Source organism: Halomonas sp. CKK8, assembly GCF_029625235.1.
GTDB classification, from domain to species: Bacteria; Pseudomonadota; Gammaproteobacteria; order Pseudomonadales; family Halomonadaceae; genus Halomonas; species Halomonas ventosae.
This window is the reverse complement of sequence record NZ_CP121193.1, coordinates 3,552,452-3,570,121: the sequence shown is the minus strand read 5'-3', so window position 1 is coordinate 3,570,121 and position 17,670 is coordinate 3,552,452. Positions and strand designations below refer to the sequence as shown.

Below are 17,670 nucleotides of genomic sequence, written 5' to 3'. Positions count from 1 at the left end.
GCAACGGAGCCGACCCCATGAAAGATTTGGTGAAAGTCCTCAAATCGCAGTCTCAGTCCGACGAGTTCGACGCGATCAAGATCACGCTGGCGTCGCCGGACATGATTCGCTCCTGGTCCTACGGCGAGGTCAAGAAGCCGGAGACCATCAACTACCGCACCTTCAAGCCGGAGCGTGACGGGCTGTTCTGTGCCAAGATCTTCGGCCCGGTGAAGGACTACGAGTGCCTGTGCGGCAAGTACAAGCGCATGAAGCACCGCGGTATCATCTGCGAGAAGTGTGGCGTCGAGGTCACCAAGGCGGCGGTGCGTCGCGAGCGCATGGGCCACATCGAGCTGGCAAGCCCGGTCGCCCACATCTGGTTCCTCAAGTCGCTGCCGTCGCGCATCGGCATGTTCCTGGACATGACCCTGCGCGATATCGAGCGCGTGCTCTATTTCGAGAGCTTCATGGTCATCGACCCGGGCATGACCACCCTGGAGCGCGGCCAGCTGCTCAACGACGAGCAGTACTTCGAGGCCCTCGAGGAGTTCGGCGACGACTTCGACGCCCGCATGGGCGCCGAGGCCGTCCAGGCCCTGCTCAAGGACATCGACCTGGGCGAGGAGATCGACCGCCTGCGCGAGGAGATCCCGCAGACCAACTCCGAGACCAAGATCAAGAAGCTTTCCAAGCGCCTCAAGCTGCTGGAGGCCTTCCAGGGCTCCGGCAACGACCCGGCGTGGATGGTCATGGAGGTGCTGCCGGTACTGCCGCCGGACCTGCGTCCGCTGGTGCCGCTTGACGGTGGCCGCTTCGCGACCTCGGACCTCAACGATCTCTACCGTCGCGTCATCAACCGCAACAACCGCCTCAAGCGGCTGCTCGACCTCAATGCGCCCGACATCATCGTGCGCAACGAGAAGCGGATGCTGCAGGAGTCCGTGGACGCGCTGCTGGACAACGGTCGCCGCGGCCGGGCCATCACCGGCTCCAACAAGCGCCCGCTGAAGTCCCTGGCCGACATGATCAAGGGCAAGCAGGGCCGCTTCCGCCAGAACCTGCTCGGCAAGCGCGTCGACTACTCCGGCCGCTCGGTGATCACCGTGGGACCGACCCTGCGCCTGCACCAGTGCGGCCTGCCGAAGAAGATGGCGCTGGAGCTGTTCAAGCCGTTCATTTACTCGAAGCTGCAGTCGCTGGGCTATGCCTCCACCATCAAGGCCGCCAAGAAGATGGTCGAGCGCGAGCTGCCCGAGGTGTGGGACATCCTCGCCGACGTCATCCGCGAGCACCCGGTACTGCTCAACCGCGCGCCGACCCTGCACCGCCTCGGCATCCAGGCCTTCGAGCCGCTGCTGATCGAGGGCAAGGCGATCCAGCTGCACCCGCTGGTGTGTGCCGCCTACAACGCCGACTTCGACGGTGACCAGATGGCGGTGCACGTGCCGCTGACCCTGGAGGCCCAGCTCGAAGCCCGCGCGCTGATGATGGCCACCAACAACGTGCTGTCACCGGCGAACGGCGAGCCGATCATCGTGCCCTCCCAGGACGTGGTGCTGGGCCTGTACTACATGACCCGCGAGCGCATCAACGACAAGGGCGAGGGCATGGTGTTCTCCGGCCTCGACGAGGTCGAGCGCGCCTTCGGCACCCAGAACGTGTCGATGCATGCTCGTGTCAAGGTGCGCCTCGACGAGGTGGACATCGACGAGGAGACCGGCGATAAGACCCACCATCGCCGCCTCTACGACACCACCGTGGGCCGTGCGCTGCTGTTCCGCATCCTGCCCGAGGGCGTGCCCTTCGAGCTGGTCGACCAGCCGATGAAGAAGAAGGCCATCTCGAAGCTGATCAACGAGGTCTACCGCCGCGCCGGCCTCAAGCCGACGGTGATCTTCGCCGACCAGCTGATGTACACCGGCTTCCGCCTGGCCACCTGGTCCGGCGCCTCCATCGGCGTCAACGACTTCGTCATCCCGGACGCCAAGGCCGAGATCGTCGAGGCCGCCGAGGACGAGGTGAAGGAGATCGAGGACCAGTTCTCCTCCGGTCTCGTCACCGCCGGCGAGAAGTACAACAAGGTCATCGATATCTGGGCCCGGGCCAACGACCAGGTCGCCAAGGCGATGATGGCCGGGATCTCCAAGGAGACCGTGGTGGACCGCGACGGCAAGGAGGTCGAGCAGGACTCCTTCAACAGCGTCTTCATCATGGCCGACTCGGGTGCCCGGGGTAGCGCCGCCCAGATCCGCCAGCTGGCGGGCATGCGCGGCCTGATGGCCAAGCCGGACGGCTCGATCATCGAGACCCCGATCGTCGCCAACTTCCGCGAGGGCCTGAACGTCCTCCAGTACTTCATCTCGACCCACGGCGCGCGGAAGGGCCTGGCGGACACGGCACTCAAGACCGCCAACTCCGGTTACCTGACCCGCCGCCTGGTGGACGTGGCCCAGGACATGGTGATCACCGAGCCCGACTGCGGCACCGAGCGCGGCCTGACGCTGCACCCGGTCATCGAGGGCGGCGACATCATCGTCTCCCTGGCCCAGCGCGTGCTGGGTCGCGTGGTCGCCCAGGACGTCATCGACCCGGCCAGCGACGAGGTGCTGATCCCGCGCGGTACCCTGCTCGATGAGAAGTGGTGTGCCGAGCTCGACACCATGGGCGTCGACGAGATCGTGGTGCGCTCGACCATCACCTGCGAGACCCCGCATGGCGTCTGCTCGGCCTGTTACGGCCGTGACCTGGCGCGTGGCCATCAGGTGAACATCGGCGAGTCCGTGGGCGTCATCGCCGCCCAGTCCATCGGCGAGCCGGGCACCCAGCTGACCATGCGGACCTTCCACATCGGCGGGGCGGCCTCCCGGGCCTCCGCGGTGGACAGCGTCCAGGTCAAGCACGGCGGCAAGGTGCGCCTGCACAACATCAAGCACGTCGAGCGCGGCGACGGCAAGCTGGTGGTGGTCTCCCGCTCCAGCGCCCTGGCCGTGGCCGACGATCACGGCCGCGAGCGCGAGTACTACAAGCTGCCCTACGGGGCCGAGCTGGACGTGCGCGACGGCGACAGCGTCGAGGCCGGCCAGGCCGTGGCCAAGTGGGATCCACACACTCACCCGATCATCGCCGAGGCCGAGGGACAGGTGCAGTACAGCGACCTCGACGAGGGCGTCACCATGCACCGCAGCGTGGACGAGATGACCGGCCTCTCCTCCATCGAGGTGATCGAGTCGGCGGCGCGGCCCATGGCCGGCCGCGACAAGCGCCCGATGATCATGCTGACAGACGCCGCCGGCAAGCCGGTCACCGTCTCCGGCTCCGATACCCCGGTGCAGTACCCGCTGCCCGGCAAGGCGATCATCACCGTTGACAACGGCTCGACGATCGGCGTCGGCGAGGTGGTGGCCCGTATCCCCGTGGAAGCCACCGGCAACAAGGACATCACCGGGGGTCTGCCGCGCGTCGCCGACCTGTTCGAGGCACGCAAGCCGAAGGAGCCGGCGATCCTCGCCGAGATCAGCGGCGTGATCAGCTTCGGCAAGGAGACCAAGGGCAAGCGGCGCCTGACCATCACCCCGGAAGACGGCGATCCCTTCGAGATGCTGATCCCGAAGTGGCGCCAGATCGCGGTCTTCGAGGGCGAGTCGGTCGAGAAGGGCGAGGTGATCTCGGACGGCCCGAGCAACCCGCACGACATCCTGCGTCTGCTGGGCATCGCCGAGCTGGCCAAGTACATCACCACCGAGGTGCAGGACGTCTATCGCCTGCAGGGCGTGGGCATCAACGACAAGCACATCGAGGTGATCGTGCGTCAGATGCTGCGCAAGGTGGAGATCACCGATGCCGGCGACAGCGACTTCATCCCCGGCGACCAGGCCGAGCTGGTCCGCGTGCTCGAGCAGAACGCGCGTCTGGAGAAGGAAGAGAAGTTCCCGGCCAAGTACCAGCGGCTGCTGCTGGGGATCACCAAGGCCAGCCTGGCCACCGAGTCGTTCATCTCCGCGGCCTCCTTCCAGGAGACCACGCGGGTGCTGACCGAGGCGGCAGTGACCGGCAAGCGCGACTACCTGCGTGGCCTGAAGGAGAACGTGGTGGTGGGACGCCTGATCCCGGCCGGCACCGGCCTGACCCACCACGCGGAGCGTCGCCGCAAGCGTGAAGACGCCGAGCGGCTGCTCCACCCGTCGGCCTACGACGTCGAGCAGGAGCTGGGCGCCCAGCTCACCGCGCTGGACTCGGACGACGACGAGATCTGACGCCCGTGTCGTGGCACCGCGCCTCCCCGGAGGCGCGGTGCTTGACGACGCGCCGCGTCAGCCATTAGAATGCGCAGCCTTTAACAGTGGGGCGGGTGCGCCCGCACCCGCTGGAAGGCAAGGCAACCCATTGGAGTCAGCTACACACCATGGCAACGATCAATCAGCTCGTGCGCAAGCCGCGCAAGCGCCAGGCCGCCAAGAGCGACGTGCCTGCGCTGCAGGCCTGCCCGCAGAAGCGCGGCGTCTGCACCCGCGTCTACACCACCACCCCGAAGAAGCCGAACTCCGCACTGCGCAAGGTGTGCCGTGTTCGCCTGACCAACGGCTACGAGGTCTCCTCGTATATCGGCGGTGAAGGCCACAACCTCCAGGAGCACTCCGTGGTCCTGATCCGCGGTGGTCGCGTCAAGGACCTTCCCGGTGTGCGCTATCACACCGTGCGTGGCGCCCTGGACACCTCCGGCGTGCAGAACCGCAAGCAGGGCCGTTCCAAGTACGGCACCAAGCGTCCCAAGGCCTGACCGGCCTCGGCACGCAGCAGTCACACCATTTTGACCACGGTCTGATAAGAGTAAGGTCGAGCGCTGCCGCCGGCAGGAGTCTCGGGTTTACCTGAAGGATCCTTTGATGAGGGCTTATCATGCCTAGAAGAAGAGTTGCGGCCAAGCGCGAGATCCTGCCGGATCCCAAGTTCGGAAGCGAGCGCCTGGCGAAGTTCATGAACCACCTGATGATCGGCGGCAAGAAGTCCGTAGCTGAGCGTATCGTCTATGGTGCGCTGGACAGGGTTGCCGAGCGTAGCAAGGAAGAGCCGCTGGAGATCTTCGACAAGGCGCTGGAAGCCATCCAGCCCATGGTCGAGGTCAAGTCCCGCCGCGTCGGCGGCGCGACCTATCAGGTGCCCGTGGAAGTTCGCCCCTCGCGCCGCCATGCGCTGGCCATGCGCTGGCTGGTCGATGCGGCCCGTCGCCGTGGCGAGAAGACCATGGTGCTGCGCCTCGCCGGCGAGATGCTCGATGCCGCCGAAGGCAAGGGCTCGGCCGTCAAGAAGCGGGAAGACGTGCACCGCATGGCAGAGGCCAACAAGGCCTTCTCTCACTACCGCTTCTAAACGCATCGCCAACCACAGGGGAGTTCCACCGTGGCTCGCAAGACTCCACTAAAGCGCTATCGCAACATCGGCATCGTGGCGCACGTCGATGCCGGCAAGACCACCACCACCGAGCGCGTCCTGTTCTACACCGGCCTCTCCCACAAGGTCGGCGAGGTCCATGATGGCGCCGCCACCATGGACTGGATGGAGCAGGAGCAGGAGCGTGGCATCACGATCACCTCCGCGGCGACCACCTGCTTCTGGCAGGGCATGGACAAGCAGTTCGACGAGCACCGCATCAACATCATCGACACCCCCGGGCACGTCGACTTCACCATCGAGGTGGAGCGCTCCCTGCGTGTGCTCGACGGTGCCGTCGTGGTGCTGTGCGGCTCGTCCGGCGTGCAGCCCCAGACCGAGACCGTCTGGCGCCAGGCCAACAAGTACGAAGTCCCGCGCATGGTGTTCGTCAACAAGATGGACCGTACCGGCGCCGACTTCTTCATGGTGGTCGACCAGCTCAAGCAGAAGCTGGGTGCCAACGCCGTGCCGATCCAGATCAACTGGGGCACCGAGGAGGAGTTCAAGGGCGTCGTCGACCTGATCAGGATGAAGGCAATCCTGTGGGACGAGGGCAGTCTCGGCATGAACTACGAGCTGGTGGACATTCCCGCCGAGCTCCAGGAGACCGCCGAGAAGTACCGCGAGGAGATGGTCGAGGCGGCTGCCGAAGCCTCCGAGGAACTGATGGACAAGTACCTCGAGGAGGGCGAGCTCACCATCGAGGAGATCAAGGCCGGTCTGCGTCGTCGTACCCTCGACAACGAGATCGTGCTGGTCACCTGCGGCTCGGCGTTCAAGAACAAGGGCGTCCAGGCCGTGCTGGATGGCGTCATCGAGTACATGCCGTCACCCACCGAGGTGAAGGCCATCGAGGGCGAGCTGGACGACAAGGACGGCACCATCGCCACCCGTGAGGCGGACGACAGCGCCCCCTTCTCCGCGCTGGCCTTCAAGATCGCCACCGACCCCTTCGTCGGCACCCTGACTTTCATCCGTGTCTACTCGGGCGTGCTGAAGTCGGGCGACAGCGTCTACAACTCCGTCAAGGAGAAGAAGGAGCGCGTCGGCCGTATCGTCCAGATGCACGCCAACTCCCGCGAGGAGATCAAGGAAGTGCTGGCCGGCGACATCGCCGCCTGTATCGGCCTGAAGGACGTCACCACCGGTGATACCCTGTGCGACCTGAACGACAAGATCGTGCTCGAGCGCATGGAGTTCCCGGACCCGGTGATCTCCGTGGCCGTGGAGCCGAAGTCCAAGGCCGACCAGGAGAAGATGGGCGTGGCACTGGGCAAGCTGGCCCAGGAAGACCCCTCCTTCCAGGTGCGCACCGACGAGGAGACCGGCCAGACCATCATCTCCGGCATGGGCGAGCTGCACCTCGACATCCTCGTCGACCGCATGCGTCGCGAGTTCAAGGTCGATGCCAACATCGGCAAGCCGCAGGTGGCCTATCGCGAGACCATCCGCGCCAAGGTCGAGCAGGAAGGCAAGTTCGTTCGCCAGTCCGGCGGTCGCGGCCAGTACGGTCATGTGCACCTGCGCATCGAACCGCTCACGGCCGAGGACAAGGGCGAAGACGAGGACATGCACTTCAAGTTCACCTCGGAGATCGTTGGCGGCGTGGTTCCCAAGGAATACGTGCCGGCCGTCGAGAAAGGGGCCTACGAGCAGCTGCAGAACGGTGTCATCGCGGGCTACCCGATGATTGACGTCAAGGTCACGCTGTTCGACGGTTCCTACCATGACGTGGACTCTAACGAGACCGCGTTCAAGGTTGCCTCTTCCATGGCGGTCAAGGAAGGTGCCAAGAAGGCCAAGGCCGTGCTCCTCGAGCCGGTGATGAAGGTCGAGGTCGTGACCCCCGAGGAGTTCATGGGTGACGTCATGGGCGACCTGAACCGCCGTCGGGGTCTCGTCCAGGGCATGGATGACTCCTCCATGGGCAAGATCATCCGCGCCACGGTGCCTCTGGCTGAGATGTTCGGTTACGCGACCGATCTGCGCTCTCAGACCCAGGGCCGCGCAAGCTACGTGATGGAGTTTGCGGACTACGAAGAGGCGCCGTCCAGCGTCGTTGAAGCCGTCATCAACCAGAACGGTTAACCGTTAGCTAACGTAAAGAGGTTATAGCAGTGGCTAAGGAAAAATTTGAACGTTCCAAACCGCACGTCAACGTCGGTACCATCGGTCACGTCGACCACGGCAAGACCACGCTGACTGCGGCCCTGACCCGCGTTTCCGCCGAGGTGTTCGGCGGCGACTGGAGCGAGTTCGACGCCATCGACAATGCGCCGGAAGAGCGTGAGCGCGGCATCACCATCGCCACCTCTCACGTCGAGTACCAGTCCGAGACGCGTCACTACGCGCACGTGGACTGCCCGGGGCACGCCGACTACGTCAAGAACATGATCACCGGTGCCGCCCAGATGGACGGTGCTATCCTGGTCGTGTCCGCCGCCGACGGCCCCATGCCGCAGACCCGCGAGCACATCCTGCTGTCTCGCCAGGTCGGCGTGCCGTACATCGTCGTGTTCCTGAACAAGGCCGACATGGTCGACGACGAGGAGCTGCTCGAGCTGGTCGAGATGGAAGTCCGTGAACTCCTCGACGAGTACGACTTCCCGGGTGACGACACCCCGATCATCACCGGTTCCGCCCTGATGGCCCTGGAAGGCAAGGACGACAACGGCATGGGTACCACCGCCGTTGCCAACCTGATCAAGGCCCTGGACGAGTACATCCCGGAGCCGGAGCGTGCCATCGACCAGCCGTTCCTGATGCCGATCGAGGACGTTTTCTCCATCTCCGGCCGCGGCACCGTGGTCACCGGCCGCGTCGAGCGCGGTGTGGTCAAGGCTGGCGAGGAAGTCGAGATCGTCGGTATCAAGGACACCGTCAAGACCGTCGTGACCGGCGTCGAGATGTTCCGCAAGCTGCTCGACGAAGGTCGTGCCGGTGAGAACGTTGGCGCCCTGCTGCGCGGCACCAAGCGTGACGACGTCGAGCGTGGCCAGGTCCTGGCCAAGCCGGGCACCATCACCCCGCACACCAAGTTCGAGGCCGAGGTGTACGTGCTGAGCAAGGACGAGGGTGGTCGTCACACCCCGTTCTTCAAGGGCTACCGTCCGCAGTTCTACTTCCGTACCACCGACATCACCGGTACCTGTGAGCTGCCGGAAGGCGTCGAGATGGTCATGCCGGGCGACAACGTCAAGATGGTTGTCACCCTGATCGCCCCGATCGCCATGGATGACGGCCTGCGCTTCGCCATCCGTGAAGGCGGCCGTACCGTCGGCGCCGGCGTCGTGGCCAAGATCATCGAGTAAGCGCTCCGCTGCTTGACCGATCGAAGGGGGCTCCATCAGGAGCCCCCTTTCTGCGCACCGGAAGCGAGTGTTTGACTCTCGTCGCCGGCGTGCCTATAATGCGCATCCTTTGAATGCGTGGGTTGACGGCTCGCGCCGTCAGAATCCATTGGAGTTAGGGCAAATGCAGAACCAGAAGATTCGCATTCGGTTGAAGGCCTTCGACCATCGCCTGATCGACCAGTCCGCCGCGGAGATCGTAGAAACCGCCAAGCGTACCGGCGCCCAGGTCCGTGGTCCGATTCCTCTGCCGACCAATCGCGAGCGTTATACCGTGCTGATCTCTCCGCACGTCAACAAGGACGCGCGCGACCAGTACGAGATTCGTACCCACAAGCGGGTGCTCGATATTGTCGAGCCCACCGAAAAGACCGTTGATGCCCTGATGAAGCTCGACCTCGCCGCCGGCGTGGACGTGCAGATCAAGCTCGACTGACACCACACTAGACACTCGCGGCCCAGCGCCTGGTCTGCCCACTGAAAGGCAGCGCCACGCAGCAGCCGCCACGCCGGGATGGCGTCATACAACGTGCTAGTGGAATGCTCTGGAAAGGGCAGCCATAGCGGGTGACAGCCCCGTACACTATAGGAGACTGAGAATGACTATCGGTTTAGTCGGTAGGAAGGCCGGTATGACCCGCGTCTTCACCGAAGATGGCGCATCCGTGCCCGTGACCGTGATCGAGGTTGAGCCCAACCGCGTGACGCGCGTGAAGTCCGTCGAGTCCGACGGCTACGCTGCGGTTCAGGTGACAACCGGCTCCCGCAAGGCCAAGCATCTGTCGAAAGCCCAGGCCGGGCAGTTCGCCAAGGCAGGTGTCGAGGCCGGTCGTTCGCTGATGGAGTTCCGCCTGGCAGAAGGCGACGAGGCTCCGGAAGTGGGCGGCGAACTCACCGTATCCCTCTTCGAAGCTGGTCAGATGATCGACGTGACCGGCACCTCCAAGGGCAAGGGGTTTCAGGGCGCCGTCAAGCGCTGGAACTTCCGCACCCAGGACAACAGCCACGGTAACTCCCTGTCGCATCGCGCGCCGGGTTCCATCGGCATGTGCCAGACGCCGGGCCGCGTGTTCAAGGGCAAGAAGATGGCCGGCCAGATGGGCAATGTTCGCTGCACCGTGCAGAGCCTGGAAGTCGTCCGTGTCGACGCCGAACGCAACCTGCTGCTGATCAAGGGTGCCGTACCCGGTGCCACCGGCAGTGATGTCATCGTGCGCAGCGCCGTCAAAGCAGGCTGAAGGGGAACTTACCGATGAATCTGAATCTTGCAGGTGCAGGCGCCGGTACTGTCGAAGTATCCGATGCCACCTTTGGCAAAGAATTCAACGAGGCCCTCGTGCACCAGGTCGTCACCGCCTATCTGGCCGGTGGTCGCCAGGGTACGCGTGCCCAGAAGAACCGTTCCGACGTGCGCGGCGGCGGCAAGAAGCCGTGGCGCCAGAAGGGCACCGGTCGTGCCCGTGCCGGTACCATCCGCTCGCCGATCTGGCGCAGCGGCGGCGTGACCTTCGCGGCCCGTCCGCAGGACCATTCCCAGAAGGTCAACCGCAAGATGTACCGTGCGGCCATGCGCTCGATCCTCTCCGAGCTGGTTCGCCAGGAGCGCCTGGTGGCCGTCGATGGCTTCGCCGTCGAGGCCCCCAAGACCAAGCAGCTGGTTGCCAAGCTCGAGGAGCTGGGCCTGGAGAAGGTGCTGATCGTCACCGAGGAAGTCGACGAGAACCTGTACCTCGCCGCCCGCAACATTCCCAACGTGGATGTGGTGGACGTCGCCGCCGCTGACCCGGTGAGCCTGGTCGCCTTCGACAAGGTGCTGGTCACCGTCTCCGCCCTGCGTAAATTCGAGGAGAAGCTGGCATGAACCAGGAGCGTGTATTCAAGGTTCTGCTTGGTCCGCATGTGACCGAGAAGGCCGCCATGGCCGCCGAGCGCAACCAGTACGTGTTCAAGGTGGCAAGCGACGCGACCAAGCCCGAGATCAAGGCTGCCGTTCAGGAGCTGTTCGGCAAGAAGGTCGACCGTGTTCAGGTGCTGAACATGAAGGGCAAGACCAAGCGCACCGCGCAGGGTCTGGGTCACCGCAAGGGTTATCGCAAGGCGTACGTGACACTGGCCGCCGGCGAAACGCTTGAAGACTTCTCTGGCGCCGAATAAGGGCAGGAGTACGGATCATGGCAATCGTCAAGACTAAACCCACATCCGCCGGTCGTCGCCACGTCGTCAAGATTGTTGGTGAGGAGCTGTACAAGGGCCGCGCTTACGCGCCGTTGCTCGAGAAGCAGTCCAAGTCCGGTGGTCGTAACAACTACGGTCGTATCACCACTCGCCACGTGGGCGGTGGTCACCGTCATCACTACCGGATCGTCGACTTCAAGCGCACCAAGGATGGCATTCCGGCCGTCGTCGAGCGCCTGGAGCACGACCCGAACCGCAGCGCACACATTGCCCTGCTCAAGTACGCCGACGGCGAGCGTCGCTACATCATCGCCCCCAAGGGCGTAAGTGCCGGGGACCGTCTCGAGTCTGGTGTCAACGCGCCCATCAAGAAGGGCAACGCGTTGCCGCTGCGCAATATCCCGCTGGGTTCCACCGTGCACTGCATCGAGCTCAAGCCCGGCAAGGGCGCCCAGCTTGTACGCAGCGCCGGTACCAGTGCCCAGCTGGTCGCCCGCGAAGGCAACTACGCCACCCTGCGTCTGCGCTCCGGCGAGATGCGCAAGGTGCTGGCCGAGTGCCGCGCGACCCTGGGGGAAGTGAGCAACTCCGAGCACAGCCTGCGTCAGCTTGGCAAGGCCGGTGCGAAGCGCTGGAGAGGGGTGCGCCCGACCGTTCGCGGCGTGGCCATGAACCCGGTGGATCACCCGCACGGCGGCGGCGAAGGCCGCAGCAGTGGCGGACGTCACCCGGTGTCTCCGTGGGGCATCCCCACCAAGGGCCACAAGACCCGCAAGAACAAGCGCACCGACAAGCTGATCATCCGTCGCCGCAAGGCCCGGAAATAAGATCCAACGCCAAGACATCAAGAGGTAACGGCTGTGCCACGTTCACTGAAGAAAGGTCCCTTTATTGACCTTCATCTGCTGAAGAAGGTTGAGACTGCAGTGGAGAAGAGCGACCGCAAACCGATCAAGACCTGGTCGCGTCGCTCGATGATCCTGCCCAACATGGTCGGGCTCACCATTGCAGTCCATAACGGTCGCCAACACGTCCCGGTGCACGTCTCCGAGGAAATGGTTGGCCACAAGCTGGGCGAATTCGCTGCTACCCGCCTCTATCGCGGTCATGTGGCGGACAAGAAAGCCAAACGGTAAGCCAGAGAGGATTGAGAGATGGAAGTCACAGCAAAGCTGCGTGGCGCTCGTTTATCCGCCCAGAAGGCCCGTTTGGTGGCTGACCAGGTGCGCGGTAAACCTGTCGCCGAGGCGCTCGACCTGCTGACCTTCTCCCCGAAGAAGGCCGCGAAGCTGGTCAAGAAGGTGCTGCAGTCCGCCATCGCGAATGCGGAAGAAAACGACGGCATGGATATCGACGAGCTGCGTGTCTCGACCATCTGCGTCGATGAGGGCATGACGCTCAAGCGCATCCGTCCGCGCGCCAAGGGCCGTGCGGATCGCATCCTGAAGCGCACTTGCCACATCACCGTCAAGGTAGCCGAGAAGTAGGAGTCGACCAGATGGGTCAGAAAGTCAATCCAACAGGCATTCGCCTGGGTATCGTCAAGGACCATACCTCGGTGTGGTATGCCGAGCGCGGCGCCTATGCCGACAAGCTGAACAGCGACCTCGAAGTGCGTCGCTTCCTGGAAGAGCGCCTGAAGAATGCGTCCGTGAGCCGCATCACCATCGAGCGCCCGGCCAACAACGCCCGCATCACCATTCACACTGCCCGTCCGGGCATCGTGATCGGCAAGAAGGGCGAGGACGTCGACCGCCTGCGTCGCGACGTCACCGCGATGATGGGCGTGCCCGTGCACGTCAACATCGAGGAAGTCCGCAAGCCGGAACTCGATGCCAAGCTCGTCGCGCAGAACATCGCCGGCCAGCTCGAGCGTCGCGTGATGTTCCGTCGTGCCATGAAGCGGTCCGTGCAGAACGCCATGCGCCTGGGCGCCGGCGGTATCAAGGTGATGCTGTCCGGTCGCCTCGGCGGCGCGGAAATCGCCCGTACCGAATGGTACCGGGAAGGTCGCGTCCCGCTGCATACCCTGCGCGCGGACATCGACTACGCCACCTACGAGGCCAAGACCACCTACGGCATCATCGGTGTCAAGGTCTGGGTCTTCAAGGGTGAAATCCTCGGGGGCATCGAGGAGGTCCGCGCCAAGGCGAAACAGCCGCAGGCCGCGCCCTCCAAGAAGAAAGGTTCCAGGTAAGGGGAGAGCGAGTCGATGTTACAACCCAAGCGTATGAAGTTCCGCAAGATGCAGAAGGGCCGCAACCGTGGCCTGGCGCATCGCGGAAGCAAGGTAAGTTTCGGCGAGTATGGCCTCAAGGCCACTGGCCGGGGCCGTGTCACCGCCCGTCAGATCGAGGCCGGTCGTCGTGCCATCACCCGTCACGTCAAGCGTGGCGGCAAGATCTGGATCCGTGTCTTCCCGGACAAGCCGATTTCCAAGAAGCCGCTGGAAGTCCGCATGGGTAAGGGGAAGGGCTCCGTCGAGTACTGGGTCGCGCAGATCCAGCCGGGCCGGGTCCTGTACGAGATCGAAGGCGTTTCCGAGGAGCTGGCTCGCGAGGCATTCGCCCTGGCTGCCCAGAAGTTCCCGGTCTCCACCACCTTTGTGAAACGGACGGTGATGTGATGAAAGCCCAGGAAATTCGTGAGAAGTCAGCCGAGCAGCTCCAGGAGCAGCTCTTCGAGCTCCTCCGCGAGCAGTTCAACCTGCGCATGCAGAAGGCCACCGGTCAGCTGAGCCAGACTCATCTGCTCAAGCAGGTTCGTCGGGACATTGCCCGCGTGAAGACTGTGCTCAACGAGAAGGCAGGTGACTGAGATGGCCGAAGAGAAGAAAGCCCGTACGCTCACCGGGAAGGTGGTGAGCGACAAGATGGACAAGTCCATCGTTGTGATGATCGAGCGTCGTGAGCGCCACCCGATCTACGGCAAATACGTCAAGCGCTCCACCAAGCTGCACGCCCACGACGAGTCGAACCAGGCCAAGGCCGGCGATACGGTGTCCATCCAGGAATGCCGTCCGCTGTCGAAGAACAAGGCCTGGACCCTGATCGAAGTCGTCGAACAGGCCAAGGGTTGATCGGCTCAGGCCGTTCAATCCAGTGCAGTCAGATTAGGTTTGGAGAAAACCGATGATTCAGACTCAGACAATGCTGGATGTCGCCGACAACAGCGGAGCGCGCCGGGTGCAGTGCATCAAGGTGCTGGGCGGTTCTCACCGTCGCTACGCCCGCATCGGTGACATCATCAAGGTCACGGTGAAGGAAGCCATTCCGCGTGGCAAGGTCAAGAAGGGCCAGGTCCTCAAGGCGGTGGTGGTTCGCACCCGTAGTGGCGTCCGTCGTAACGACGGGTCGCTGATCCGCTTCGATGGAAATGCGGCTGTGCTGTTGAACAACACCAACGATCAGCCGATCGGCACCCGTATCTTCGGGCCGGTGACGCGTGAGCTTCGCAACGAGAAGTTCATGAAGATCATTTCCTTGGCGCCTGAAGTGCTGTAAGGAGCGAGGCGGATATGCAAAAGATCAAACGTGACGATGAAGTGATCGTCATCGCCGGCAAGGACAAGGGCAAGCGCGGCACCGTCAAGCGGGTTCTCGAAAACCGCTTCGTGGTGTCCGGTGTGAACATGATCAAGCGTCACACCAAGCCCAACCCGATGGCGGGCAACCAGGGCGGTATCGTCGAGCGCGAGGCACCGATTCACGCGTCCAACGTGGCCATCTTCAACCAGGAGACCGGCAAGGCGGATCGCGTCGGCTTCCAGGTTCAGGAAGACGGTACCAAGGTACGTATCTACAAGTCGACGCAGTCGCAGATCGACGCCTAACGCGAGTCGGATAGCAAAATGGCGAACTTGAAAGAACGTTATCAGAACGAGGTGGTGGCTCAACTCCAAGAGCAGTTCAGCTACGCCAACGTGATGCAGGTACCGCGGGTCACCAAGGTGACCCTGAACATGGGTATCGGCGAAGCGACCAGCGACAAGAAGCTGATCGACAACGCCATCGGCGATCTGGAGAAGCTCTCCGGTCAGAAGCCGCTGGTGACCAAGGCACGCAAGTCCATCGCGGGCTTCAAGGTGCGTGAAGGCTGGCCGATCGGGATCAAGGTGACCCTGCGCTCCGAGCGCATGTGGGACTTCCTCGATCGCCTGGTGAATATCGCGATCCCCCGCGTTCGTGACTTCCGTGGTCTCAACCCGAAGTCCTTCGACGGTCGTGGCAACTACTCCATGGGGGTGCGTGAGCAGATCATCTTCCCGGAGATCGAGTATGATAAGATCGACCGGATCCGTGGTCTGGATGTCACCATCACCACCACCGCCAAAACCGATGAAGAAGGTCGCGCGCTACTCGGCGCGTTGAACTTCCCGTTCAAGAAATAAGGGTGGGATCATGGCAAAGAAAAGCATGGTAGAGCGCGAGCTCAAGCGCACCAAGCTGGTGGCGAAGTATGCCGCCAAGCGCGCCGAGCTCAAGGCGGTCATCCAGGACGTCAACGCTTCTGACGAAGAGCGCTTCGACGCGCAGCTCAAGCTGCAGCAGTTGCCGCGCGACTCCAGCCCGGTGCGTCAGCGCAACCGCTGCCGCATCACGGGTCGTCCGCACGGCTACTACAACAAGTTCGGCCTCGGCCGCAACAAGCTGCGTGAAGCCGCCATGCGTGGCGACGTGCCCGGACTCAAGAAGTCCAGCTGGTAACGCCACGTAGAATCATCAGGAGCGCAACGTAAATGAGCATGCAAGACACTCTGGCGGATATGTTCACCCGTATCCGCAATGCGCAGATGGCCACCAAGGAGACGGTTTCCATGCCGTCCTCCAAGCTCAAGGTCGAGGTGGCCCGCGTGCTGAAGGAAGAGGGCTACATCAGCGACTTCGCCGTCAGCGAGACCGCCAAGCCCGAGCTGACCGTGACCCTCAAGTACTTCGAGGGCAAGCCGGTCATCGAGCACCTGCAGCGGGTTTCCAAGCCGTCCCTGCGCCAGTACAAGGGCAAGGACGCGCTGCCGAAGGTCGCCGAAGGTCTGGGCATCGCCATCGTCACCACCTCGAATGGGGTGATGACCGATCGTGCGGCGCGTCAGGCGGGTGTCGGTGGTGAAGTCATCTGCACCGTATTCTAGGAGTTTGGAATGTCCCGCGTAGCCAAATATCCGGTCAAATTGCCCGCAGGCGTCGAGGTCAAGCTCGACGGTGACCAGCTGTCCGTCAAGGGCAGCCAGGGCACCCTGTCCCAGACCGTTCACCCCGATGTGGTGATCGGCCAGGAAGAGGGGCAGCTGACCTTCCAGCCGAGCGAGTCCGCGAAGAGCTGGGCAATGGTCGGTACCACCCGTGCCCTGGTCCAGAACCTGGTCACCGGTGTCAGCGAGGGCTTCACCAAGAGCCTCGAAATCATCGGCGTCGGTTATCGTGCCCAGGCCAAGGGCCAGACGCTCAATCTTACACTGGGCTTCTCGCACCCGGTCGACTACACGCTGCCTGAAGGTGTCACGGCGGAAACGCCCAAGAACACCGTCATCGTGCTGAAAAGCGCGGACAAGCAGAAGCTCGGCCAGTGTGCTGCGGAAATCCGCGCCTTCCGTCCGCCCGAGCCCTACAAGGGCAAGGGTGTCCGGTACGCCGACGAGCAGGTGCGTCGCAAAGAAGCCAAGAAGAAGTAAGGCAGGGTTATGAACGCGAAGAAAGAATCTCGTCTCCGTCGTGCCCGCCGTGCTCGCGCCAAGATCCGCGAGCTGGGCGTGTATCGCCTGTGCGTCAACCGTACCCCCCGCCACATCTACGCGCAGATCATCTCGCCGGATGGTGGCAAGGTCCTCGCCAGCGCTTCCACGCTGGACAAGGCCCTGCGCGAGGGTGCGACCGGCAATGCCGACGCCGCCGCCAAGGTGGGCGCACTGATTGCCGAACGCGCCAAGCAGGCTGGCATCACCCAGGTGGCCTTCGATCGTGCCGGCTTCAAGTACCACGGTCGTGTGAAGGCCCTGGCCGACGCCGCTCGTGAAGGCGGCCTGGAATTCTAAAGGGTTTTACGATGGCGAAGAACGAACAGCAAAGCGGCGATCTGCAGGAAAAGCTCGTGCAGATCAACCGTGTCGCCAAGGTGGTCAAGGGTGGCCGGATCTTCGGTTTCACCGCCCTGACCGTCGTGGGTGACGGTAACGGTCGTGTGGGTTTCGGTCGCGGCAAGGCACGTGAAGTGCCGGTGGCGATCCAGAAGGCCATGGACCAGGCGCGTCGCAACATGGTCAAGGTGAACCTCACCGGTGGCACCCTGCAGTACCCGGTCAAGGCCCGTCACGGCGCCTCCAAGGTGTACATGCAGCCCGCCTCCGAGGGTACCGGGATCATCGCCGGCGGCGCCATGCGCTCCGTGCTCGAACTGGCCGGCGTGCACAACGTCCTGGCCAAGTGCTACGGCTCCACCAACCCGGTGAACGTGGTGCGGGCGACCGTCAACGGTCTGGCCTCCCTGCAGTCGCCGGAAGACGTGGCCGCCAAGCGCGGTCTGCCTGTCGAAGCGATCACGGGGTAAGCACCATGTCAGCAACGATCAAGGTTACCCAGACCCGCAGCACCATCGGCGTACTGGCCAAGCACAAGGCCACCATGAAGGGCCTCGGCCTGCGTCGCATCGGTCACACGGTTGAACTGGAAGACACCCCTGCCGTCCGCGGCATGATCCACAAGGTCAACTACCTTGTGCGTGTTGAGGGAGAGTAATC

25 protein-coding genes are annotated in these 17,670 nt (G+C 63.6%); all 25 read left to right on the top strand.

All coding sequences use genetic code 11. The annotated features are described in order from the left end of the window. Positions 1-17: 17 nt before the first annotated feature. The 25 genes from rpoC (at position 18) to rpmD (ending at position 17,668) form a co-directional block, all read left to right on the top strand. The gene (rpoC, locus tag P8934_RS16885; RefSeq protein ID WP_278032027.1) at positions 18-4,235 is read left to right on the top strand and encodes a DNA-directed RNA polymerase subunit beta'; all 4,218 of its coding nucleotides are present in this window, start codon (positions 18-20) and stop codon (positions 4,233-4,235) included. A gap of 149 nt (positions 4,236-4,384) precedes the next feature. Beyond that, a complete protein-coding gene (rpsL, locus tag P8934_RS16880) occupies positions 4,385-4,759 on the top strand; it encodes a 30S ribosomal protein S12 (RefSeq protein WP_040183144.1) in 375 nt (124 codons plus the stop codon). 119 nt (positions 4,760-4,878) lie between these two features. Continuing rightward, on the top strand, positions 4,879-5,349 hold the full coding sequence (gene rpsG / locus P8934_RS16875; RefSeq protein WP_040183143.1) for a 30S ribosomal protein S7: 471 nt from the start codon (positions 4,879-4,881) through the stop codon (positions 5,347-5,349). A 30-nt stretch (positions 5,350-5,379) separates the two neighbouring features. Further along, a complete protein-coding gene (gene fusA / locus P8934_RS16870) occupies positions 5,380-7,500 on the top strand; it encodes an elongation factor G (RefSeq protein ID WP_278032026.1) in 2,121 nt (706 codons plus the stop codon). 29 nt (positions 7,501-7,529) lie between these two features. Beyond that, complete coding sequence (gene tuf, locus P8934_RS16865) at positions 7,530-8,723, top strand: elongation factor Tu (protein WP_133636912.1); 1,194 nt, start codon at positions 7,530-7,532, stop codon at positions 8,721-8,723. 163 nt (positions 8,724-8,886) lie between these two features. Then, positions 8,887-9,198 (top strand): 30S ribosomal protein S10, encoded by a 312-nt coding sequence (gene rpsJ / locus P8934_RS16860; protein WP_021819602.1) that lies wholly within the window; start codon positions 8,887-8,889, stop codon positions 9,196-9,198. A 163-nt stretch (positions 9,199-9,361) separates the two neighbouring features. Further along, positions 9,362-10,000: a 50S ribosomal protein L3 gene (rplC, locus tag P8934_RS16855; RefSeq protein WP_106232375.1), complete on the top strand. Its 639-nt coding sequence runs from the start codon at positions 9,362-9,364 to the stop codon at positions 9,998-10,000. A gap of 14 nt (positions 10,001-10,014) precedes the next feature. Beyond that, complete coding sequence (rplD, locus tag P8934_RS16850) at positions 10,015-10,623, top strand: 50S ribosomal protein L4 (protein WP_106232376.1); 609 nt, start codon at positions 10,015-10,017, stop codon at positions 10,621-10,623. Continuing rightward, positions 10,620-10,916 (top strand): 50S ribosomal protein L23, encoded by a 297-nt coding sequence (gene rplW / locus P8934_RS16845; RefSeq protein ID WP_089714412.1) that lies wholly within the window; start codon positions 10,620-10,622, stop codon positions 10,914-10,916. Before rplD ends, rplW begins: the two co-directional genes overlap by 4 nt. A 17-nt stretch (positions 10,917-10,933) precedes the next feature. Next, positions 10,934-11,764, top strand: a complete 831-nt coding sequence (gene rplB / locus P8934_RS16840) for a 50S ribosomal protein L2 (RefSeq protein ID WP_278032025.1) — start codon at positions 10,934-10,936, stop codon at positions 11,762-11,764. A 33-nt stretch (positions 11,765-11,797) separates the two neighbouring features. Further along, entirely contained in the window at positions 11,798-12,073 is a 276-nt protein-coding gene (gene rpsS, locus P8934_RS16835) for a 30S ribosomal protein S19 (protein ID WP_089714455.1), read from the top strand. A gap of 18 nt (positions 12,074-12,091) precedes the next feature. After that, on the top strand, positions 12,092-12,424 hold the full coding sequence (gene rplV / locus P8934_RS16830; protein ID WP_040183132.1) for a 50S ribosomal protein L22: 333 nt from the start codon (positions 12,092-12,094) through the stop codon (positions 12,422-12,424). An 11-nt stretch (positions 12,425-12,435) separates the two neighbouring features. Further along, positions 12,436-13,134 (top strand): 30S ribosomal protein S3, encoded by a 699-nt coding sequence (gene rpsC / locus P8934_RS16825; protein WP_089714404.1) that lies wholly within the window; start codon positions 12,436-12,438, stop codon positions 13,132-13,134. Between the two features lie 15 nt (positions 13,135-13,149). Next, the gene (gene rplP, locus P8934_RS16820; protein WP_021819610.1) at positions 13,150-13,563 is read left to right on the top strand and encodes a 50S ribosomal protein L16; all 414 of its coding nucleotides are present in this window, start codon (positions 13,150-13,152) and stop codon (positions 13,561-13,563) included. Beyond that, on the top strand, positions 13,563-13,754 hold the full coding sequence (gene rpmC, locus P8934_RS16815) for a 50S ribosomal protein L29 (RefSeq protein ID WP_040183129.1): 192 nt from the start codon (positions 13,563-13,565) through the stop codon (positions 13,752-13,754). The genes rplP and rpmC overlap by 1 nt, the downstream gene beginning before the upstream one ends. Position 13,755: 1 nt before the next feature. Beyond that, a complete protein-coding gene (gene rpsQ, locus P8934_RS16810) occupies positions 13,756-14,016 on the top strand; it encodes a 30S ribosomal protein S17 (RefSeq protein WP_106232379.1) in 261 nt (86 codons plus the stop codon). A 52-nt stretch (positions 14,017-14,068) separates the two neighbouring features. Next, positions 14,069-14,440 carry a 50S ribosomal protein L14 gene (gene rplN / locus P8934_RS16805; RefSeq protein ID WP_106232380.1) on the top strand — a complete coding sequence of 124 codons (372 nt, stop codon included), beginning with the start codon at positions 14,069-14,071 and terminating at the stop codon, positions 14,438-14,440. 14 nt (positions 14,441-14,454) lie between these two features. After that, a complete protein-coding gene (gene rplX, locus P8934_RS16800; protein ID WP_040183125.1) occupies positions 14,455-14,769 on the top strand; it encodes a 50S ribosomal protein L24 in 315 nt (104 codons plus the stop codon). An 18-nt stretch (positions 14,770-14,787) separates the two neighbouring features. Next, positions 14,788-15,327: a 50S ribosomal protein L5 gene (rplE, locus tag P8934_RS16795; RefSeq protein WP_106232381.1), complete on the top strand. Its 540-nt coding sequence runs from the start codon at positions 14,788-14,790 to the stop codon at positions 15,325-15,327. 10 nt (positions 15,328-15,337) lie between these two features. Next, positions 15,338-15,643, top strand: a complete 306-nt coding sequence (gene rpsN / locus P8934_RS16790) for a 30S ribosomal protein S14 (RefSeq protein ID WP_278032024.1) — start codon at positions 15,338-15,340, stop codon at positions 15,641-15,643. A 32-nt stretch (positions 15,644-15,675) separates the two neighbouring features. Further along, the gene (rpsH, locus tag P8934_RS16785; RefSeq protein ID WP_133636908.1) at positions 15,676-16,068 is read left to right on the top strand and encodes a 30S ribosomal protein S8; all 393 of its coding nucleotides are present in this window, start codon (positions 15,676-15,678) and stop codon (positions 16,066-16,068) included. Positions 16,069-16,077: 9 nt separating this feature from the next. Beyond that, entirely contained in the window at positions 16,078-16,608 is a 531-nt protein-coding gene (rplF, locus tag P8934_RS16780; RefSeq protein WP_278032023.1) for a 50S ribosomal protein L6, read from the top strand. Positions 16,609-16,617: 9 nt separating this feature from the next. Continuing rightward, positions 16,618-16,968 carry a 50S ribosomal protein L18 gene (rplR, locus tag P8934_RS16775; protein WP_102626746.1) on the top strand — a complete coding sequence of 117 codons (351 nt, stop codon included), beginning with the start codon at positions 16,618-16,620 and terminating at the stop codon, positions 16,966-16,968. 11 nt (positions 16,969-16,979) lie between these two features. Then, on the top strand, positions 16,980-17,480 hold the full coding sequence (gene rpsE, locus P8934_RS16770; RefSeq protein ID WP_133636904.1) for a 30S ribosomal protein S5: 501 nt from the start codon (positions 16,980-16,982) through the stop codon (positions 17,478-17,480). 5 nt (positions 17,481-17,485) lie between these two features. Then, positions 17,486-17,668, top strand: a complete 183-nt coding sequence (rpmD, locus tag P8934_RS16765; RefSeq protein WP_013331010.1) for a 50S ribosomal protein L30 — start codon at positions 17,486-17,488, stop codon at positions 17,666-17,668. Positions 17,669-17,670 lie beyond the last annotated feature (2 nt).